The sequence below is a fragment of the Nocardia sp. NPDC050713 genome (assembly GCF_040654315.1).
GTDB lineage: Bacteria > Actinomycetota > Actinomycetes > Mycobacteriales > Mycobacteriaceae > Nocardia.
This window is the reverse complement of sequence record NZ_JBFAHS010000015.1, coordinates 110,643-116,307: the sequence shown is the minus strand read 5'-3', so window position 1 is coordinate 116,307 and position 5,665 is coordinate 110,643. Positions and strand designations below refer to the sequence as shown.

Here is a 5,665-nt window from a genome sequence, read left to right as displayed (position 1 = left end):
TACCAATCACGTGCCACGCCACTACTCGAAGGAACGGTAGGCTGCTCGAGGTGACCGGACGATAGGTGGCATGAACGCGAGCCACCGCGTCGTCGCCGCCTTCCCCGATGTCGAACGATCCGGCATTCATCGAGGTCGTTCGACGGCGACGGCGTTGTAGGGCGTGGCGGGGGAAGGCGGTGTCGTGAAGCGAGCGTTCGGCAGGTAGAGACGCCCGCCGTACGCCGCGACGGTGGTGGGTACGTCGAAGCGCGGGTCGGTGACGCGTCGCTCGACGGCGCCCGTCGCGCCCGCGGGGTCGAGCGCGACGACAGCGATCGTATGCAGCCGGTTCTGCACGACCACCAATGTGTTGCCGTGCAGCAGGAGTCCGTCACCGTTCGGCACCGCTTCGCCGCCGAGTTCGATCTGCCGGGTCGCGCCGGTCGCCGGGTCGACGCGGAAGAGCTTGCCGGTCACTGACTGCACGATGATCAACCCCGTGCCGTCCGGGGTGCGCACGATGCCGTTGGCGTTGATCGCTCCTGGCACCTGAACGATGTCGCCGGTCAGCGGGCGGCGCACCACGGCGGCGGGCGACGGCAAACTGCCGTCGTCGCCGACGGGCAGGTGGTAGAGCACGGGCGTGCGCGAGTCGGTGAACCACGCGCCGGCGGGCGTGAGGACCACGTCGTTGACGAACGTGTCCGGCGGCGTCGCGAGCCGGTAGCCGGCCAGCAGCGAGCCAGTCCGGGTGTCGACGACGCGGGCGTCACCCCCGGTGCCGCCCGCGACGAACAACCGATCGTGGTCGTCGACCGCGAGTCCCAGCGACGGCGTCCCAGGGCCGGGGCTCAGGATGGCACCCCGGCCGGTCAGCAGGCTCGCGGCGTAGACGGAACCGTCTGCGCGAGAACCGAAGTAGGCCACCGGCAACGTCCCGATCGCGATGCCCTCCGGCTGGAATCCGGCGGGCAGGTCGATCGTGACGGGATACGCCAAATGGTGGTCCGCCCGGTCCGCGGGCACCAGCGCTGTCACGCCGAAGCACGCCAGCGCGACCGAGATACCGAGGACTCGCCTCATCGCACCCTTTCCTCCGTCGCCGATCTTGCTAGTAGCCGACTGTGAAATGTTCGCTGCCGACGGGGTTTTCGAGCTCGTCCAGGACCGCGACGGCGAGGTCTTCGGCCGAGATCCGGGATGTGCCGTCGGCGCCGACGAGGAGCGTGGTGGCACCGCGCCGGTATTTCCCGGTGCGAGAACCGGGTTCGAGGAGGGCGGGCGGACTGAGGTAGACCCAATCGGCCGGGTGCGCTCGGCAGGCTTCCAGTTGCGCCGCGCTCGCGGCCGCGATGGCGCGAATCGCTTCCGGTACGTACTCCGGACTGTCGATGACGAGCCGATCGGGGTGCCGTGGGAGCCGCAACGGAGCGGCGCCGCCGACGAAGAGGATGCGGGTCCCGGCTGTCGCGGCCGCGTCGAGCAGTGCGGTCGTGGTCGTCGCCGCCGTGTGCTCGTTGCCCTCGGCGGGACGGGTCGCGGCGACGATCGCGTCGGCGCCGTGGAACAGTCCGCTCATGCGGTCGGGGTCGTTCGCGTCGCCCTCGACGGCCGGCACGCCAGGCGGCAGGGCGGTGGGCCGCCGGGACCGGAATACCGCGATCAGGTCGTGGCCCCGGCGCGCGGCTTCGGCGACGACGCGCGAGCCGACCATGCCGGTGGCTCCGACGACGGCGATCTTCATTCGGGTGTCCTATAGGTTGTTGGTTCGGGCAGCTGTCCAGCGACGATCGCGGCGAGCGCGAGCCCGAACCCCACGAGTTGAATCGGACCGAGTGTCTGGCCGAGCAGGACCGCGTCGAGCACTGCGGCGACAAGCGGCGAGAGCAGGACGAGAACCGCGACCGAGGAGACGGGCAAGGTGCCGAGGCCGCGGAACCACAGCACGTAGGCGATCAGACCGCCGACCAGACCCAGCCAGAGGTAGCCGAGCGCGGCGGTCGGGTCGATCGCCGAAGGCGGGCCCTCGACGAGAAGGGTGACGGGAAGCAGGAAGAGGCCACCCGCGGTGAGCTGCCACGCGGCGAACGCGGTGGCGCCGACTTCGGCGGGGCGTCCCCAGCGCTTGGTGAGGGTCAGCCCGAACGCCATCGAGGCCGCGCTGCCCAAACCCGCCACGATCCCGGTGAAGTCGAGTGCCGCACTCGGACCGAGCACCACCAAGCTGACGCCGACCACGCCGGTCACTCCCCACGCGAGGCGCCAAGCGGACGGACGCTCGTGCAGCACAGCCACGGCCAGTAGGGCGACGATGAGCGGCTGGGCCGCGGCCAAGGTGGCGGCAACGCCGCCCGGCAGGCGTTCGGCCGAGACGAACAGCAGCGCGGTGAGCAGGCCGATGTTCAGCACGCCGAGTGCCGCGGCTTTCCACCACCACGCGCCGCGCGGCAGCGTCCGGGTGATGGCCAGCGCGATCACACCGGCGGGCAACGCGCGAAGGAGACCCGCGAACAGCGGGTGTCCCGGTGGCAGAAGCTCGGTGATGACGACATACGTCGTGCCCCATGCCGCGGGGGCGAGCGCCGTCAGGGCGGTCCGCCGCAGATTTCCCCGCGGTGCACCTCCCAGGGAAACCTCCTGTACTGCTGGACTTTTCACGTTCGCAGTCTCACCCGGCGGCAATCAATGAGTCCAACACATGTTTGTCACTTCATCGATCGTGATCCACGATTGATTCATGGAGCTTCAGCAGATGCGCTACGTGGTCGCCGTCGCCGAGACGACCAGCTTCACCCGCGCCGCCGAACGGTGTCTGGTCGTCCAGTCCGCGCTCAGTCACCAAATCGCCCGTCTGGAAAGGGAACTCGGTGCGCGGCTGTTCGAGCGCACCAGCCGCCGGGTGCGGCTGACACCGGCGGGCGCTGCGTTCCTCCCGGCCGCGCGTCAGTGTCTGGACGCCGCCGAACGCGCGGCCGCCGAAGTCGCCGCCGCCGTCGGCGAGGTGCGCGGACGACTCGCCGTAGGGCTGATTCCGACTGTCGCCGCGGTCGATCTCCCCGCGGCGCTGCGCGAATTTCGCGGGCGGTACCCGCACGTGCGCGTCAACCTGCGGGTCGGTGCGAGCGAGGAGCTGACCGAGCAGGTCGAGCGGGGAGCTATCGATGTGGCCTTCCTAGGACTGCCGACCACGACGCAACCGCGGGGTGTCGCCGCCCACGAACTCGCCCGCGACCGGCTCGTCGCCGTGGTCGCGCCAGACCATCCGCTCGCGGGCGAACCCGCGGTCGACCTACGCAGGCTGTCTTCCGAAGTGTTCGTGGACCTGCCGGCCGGGACAGCAGGACGCGCCCAGTCCGACCAAGCCTTCGCCGCGGCCGGTCTCGCCCGGGACGTCGCCTTCGAAGTGAGCACCGCGGACTCGCTGATGTCGCGGCTCGTCGAGCAGGGGCTCGGCATCGCCCTGCTCGCCTCGTCCTACGCGCCACGGCTCACCGGCGTCGTCACCCTCGAGATCACCGACGCTCCCGCCCGCGTCGAGTACGCCATCTGGGGCCAGTCCACCCGCACCCCGGCGGCGACCGCGTTCCTCTCGGTTCTCGACATCCCAACCTGAGCGAGTTCACCAGCCGGGCACGCGAAGCCGCCGGTTGGCCAATCGAACCGCGCGGCGCAAGACGGGGCGCTCTCGAGAGCGAGGCTCGAACGGGTCGTCGTCGGCAGACTTCGAGCCACGCCACTACTCGAAGGAACGGTAGGCTGCTCGAGGTGACCGGATATCCGCTTTCGGCCGAGGAGGCCGCTGAACTGTGGGCGGCGTGGACTCCCACCGAAGTCGCGGAACGTATGGCGGGCGTCTCGGCGCCGTGGTACGTGGCCGCCGGGTGGGCGCTCGATCTGTTCACCGGAGGCGATGCTCGCGAACACAGCGATCTCGAAATCGGTATTCCGCGAGAACGATTCGGCGAGGTTGTCGCCGCTTGTCCCGGTTTCGAGTGGGATGTCGTCGGCGACGGACGGGTGTGGCCGTTTCCCGCGGAAGCCGAGAATCAGCATCAGACCTGGCTGCGGAATCCGGCGACCGGGCGCTATCACCTCGACGTGTTTCGCGAACCGCATATCGGTGATCGCTGGGCTGTCGCGGATTCATCCCGGGCACCCGTGGCTCGAAAGACTCAGCGCGACATAGCCCGAGGCCTGCGCAGCATCAGAACCAACACCGAACCGGCACCGACCAGCAGTGCCGCGACCGCGAAAGTCCAGTGCGTTCCCCGCGCTATCTCCGCCGGTGTACCCGTCGTGATGTCCCGCGTTCCGGCGGCGCGCGCGAAGACCGCGCCCATGACCGACGCACCGGTCATCAGACCGAGGTTGCGGGAGAGGTTCAGCATCCCGGACACCAAGCCACGCTGTTGCGCGGCAACATCTTTCATCACCGCGGTGTTGTTGGCCGCTTGGAACGTCGCGTAACTCGCGGTGCAGACGACCAACGGCAGCACGTAGCCGAGGACGCCCGCCGCCACGGGCATCACCGACAGCGTCAGTGTGGCGACGATGATGCCGACGAGACCGACGATCACCATCGTTCCCGACCCGAAGCGGTCGGTGGCGCGCCCGGCAGGCACGCCGGTGAGCGCTGAGACCGCCGGCCCCGCCGACATCACGAGCCCCACCGCGGCGGTGCCGAGACCGAGCGCACCGCCCAGGTGGAACGGGCCGACGACCAGGGTCGTCATCATGACGGCCGAGACCAGTGCACTCGTCGTCAACCCGACGGCGAGCGCCGGATCGCGCAACATCCCGAGGGTCAGCAGCGGGAACGACACCTTGCTCTCGACGACCGCGAACAGCACGAGACCCGCACCGGCGACGCCGAGCAAGCCGAGCGAGAGCGGCCCGAACGACCCGGCGGTCACGGCGAGCGCATAAGCCCCCAGCGTCACGGCCAGCAGTACGGTGCCCATGGTGTCGAAACCCCGGGCCGAGGTTCCGGACGCACTGTCCGCAGGCAACCGGAGGGTGAGCGCCAACGCGAGCGCCCCGACCGGCACGACAGCCAAAAAGATCGCTCGCCAACCGAATACATCGATCAGCGCACCGCCGAGGGACGGCCCGAGCGCCGTACCGACGGCCGACATCGTGCCAAGCAGCCCCATCGCGCTACCCGTGCGATGTTCGGGCACGACGGCGCCGACCGAGGCCATCGTCAGCGCCATCATGCACGCCGCACCAATCCCTTGCAGCGCCCGCGCGGCGATCAGGAGCGCCAGATTCGGAGCGAGACCGCACGCCAGCGTCGCGACGGTGAACACCGCGATACCGAGCACCAGGAACCGACGGCGGCCGACCAGGTCGCCGAGCCGACCGACCCCGACGATCAGCGTCGTGATGGCCAGCAGGTAGGCGATCACGATCCACTGGACCTCGTGGAAGGACGCGTCCAGCGCCACCGCCATCGACGGCAGGCCCACGTTGGCGATGCTGATGCTCAGCGACGGCAGCAGCATCGACAGCGAGAGTGCGGTGAGCACCCAGCTCGGTGCGCGACGGCCCACCGGCTCGTGCCCGACGCCGGGAGGTGTTGCTGATCTGGACATGAAGGTCTTCCTCCTGGCTTCGACGGTGTGCCTCGAACGTAGGTTCCATTCCGACCTGGCGGAAGACGCAAAGAAGTAAAGCCAACTGT

5 protein-coding genes are annotated in these 5,665 nt (G+C 69.5%); 1 reads left to right on the top strand and 4 read right to left on the bottom strand.

Features of this window, described 5'->3' with window-relative positions; translation table 11 throughout:
• Positions 1-126: 126 nt before the first annotated feature.
• The 3 genes from AB0H49_RS25880 to AB0H49_RS25870 are packed head-to-tail and all read right to left on the bottom strand — an operon-like array spanning position 127 to position 2,640.
• Positions 127-1,065 carry a superoxide dismutase gene (locus AB0H49_RS25880; RefSeq protein ID WP_357254990.1) on the bottom strand — a complete coding sequence of 313 codons (939 nt, stop codon included), beginning with the start codon at positions 1,063-1,065 and terminating at the stop codon, positions 127-129.
• 28 nt (positions 1,066-1,093) lie between these two features.
• The gene (locus tag AB0H49_RS25875; protein ID WP_357254988.1) at positions 1,094-1,726 is read right to left on the bottom strand and encodes an NAD(P)H-binding protein; all 633 of its coding nucleotides are present in this window, start codon (positions 1,724-1,726) and stop codon (positions 1,094-1,096) included.
• On the bottom strand, positions 1,723-2,640 hold the full coding sequence (locus AB0H49_RS25870; RefSeq protein WP_357254986.1) for an EamA family transporter: 918 nt from the start codon (positions 2,638-2,640) through the stop codon (positions 1,723-1,725). The genes AB0H49_RS25875 and AB0H49_RS25870 overlap by 4 nt, the downstream gene beginning before the upstream one ends.
• A 79-nt stretch (positions 2,641-2,719) precedes the next feature.
• Between AB0H49_RS25870 and AB0H49_RS25865 the strand changes: the two genes are divergently transcribed.
• Entirely contained in the window at positions 2,720-3,595 is an 876-nt protein-coding gene (locus AB0H49_RS25865) for a LysR family transcriptional regulator (RefSeq protein ID WP_357254984.1), read from the top strand.
• A 559-nt stretch (positions 3,596-4,154) separates the two neighbouring features.
• On the opposite strand, the gene AB0H49_RS25860 is transcribed toward AB0H49_RS25865, so the two are convergent.
• The gene (locus AB0H49_RS25860; protein ID WP_357254982.1) at positions 4,155-5,576 is read right to left on the bottom strand and encodes an MFS transporter; all 1,422 of its coding nucleotides are present in this window, start codon (positions 5,574-5,576) and stop codon (positions 4,155-4,157) included.
• Between the last annotated feature and the right edge of the window lie 89 nt (positions 5,577-5,665).

Bases quoted from the DNA above. Each gene is read 5' to 3' on its own strand.
- AB0H49_RS25880 (WP_357254990.1), bottom strand. From the start codon at position 1,065: ATGAGGCGAGTCCTCGGTATCTCGGTCGCGCTGGCGTGCTTCGGCGTG.
- AB0H49_RS25875 (WP_357254988.1), bottom strand. From the start codon at position 1,726: ATGAAGATCGCCGTCGTCGGAGCCACCGGCATGGTCGGCTCGCGCGTC.
- AB0H49_RS25865 (WP_357254984.1), top strand. From the start codon at position 2,720: ATGGAGCTTCAGCAGATGCGCTACGTGGTCGCCGTCGCCGAGACGACC.
- AB0H49_RS25860 (WP_357254982.1), bottom strand. From the start codon at position 5,576: ATGTCCAGATCAGCAACACCTCCCGGCGTCGGGCACGAGCCGGTGGGC.